Below are 649 nucleotides of genomic sequence, written 5' to 3' on the forward strand. Positions count from 1 at the left end.
GAGCTTCAAAAGGATGAATTCGAAAACTTGAGGTCACAAATTGTGACCTCAAGTTGGGGTGGGACAAGATATCTGCCAATGGCATTCACCGAGCAGGGCGTGGCCATGCTCTCAAGTGTGCTGAACAGCACAAGAGCCATTAAGGTAAACATCCAGATTATGCGAGCCTTTACCAAACTCAGGGAAATGCTGTCGACACATGACGATCTTAAGAAAAAAATCGAGGTAATGGAAAAAAAGTATGACCAGCAGTTTCAGGTTGTCTTTGAGGCAATCAAACAGCTCCTTGAAACAGAGGCAAAACCCAGGAAAAAGATCGGTTTTACCGTAAAAGAAAAACAGAAGGCTTATGCCAAATCGAAAGATTTGAAAAGTAGTTGATGATTGAAGTAGGTCCGGCCAGGGGGATTATCTGATAGGCTGAAGGTGGATAGGCCGAAGGCTGAAGGTTAAAAAAGGACAAGGGCATGGTTCTGTGCCAAGGCATGGGTCTCTCTTGCAGGGTCGGCACAAAAATAACCACTCCCTTTTGCAAAGGGAGGCCGGGAGGGATTTTAAAATTCCCCCTTTGAAAAGCTGATCATTGGACACACTTGACACAGGGGGTCTGAGGTGTTATATATGGTGTATGTATGTTTCTGGTCAACAT

Annotated in this window: 1 protein-coding gene; it reads left to right on the plus strand. The window is 44.8% G+C overall.

What is annotated here, in order from left to right:
- The coding region (locus P1P89_23300; GenBank protein ID MDF1594449.1) for an ORF6N domain-containing protein at positions 1 to 381 on the plus strand (381 nt) is incomplete at its 5' end.
- Between the last annotated feature and the right edge of the window lie 268 nt (positions 382 to 649).

The organism is Desulfobacterales bacterium (genome assembly GCA_029211065.1).
Lineage (GTDB): Bacteria > Desulfobacterota > Desulfobacteria > Desulfobacterales > JARGFK01 > JARGFK01.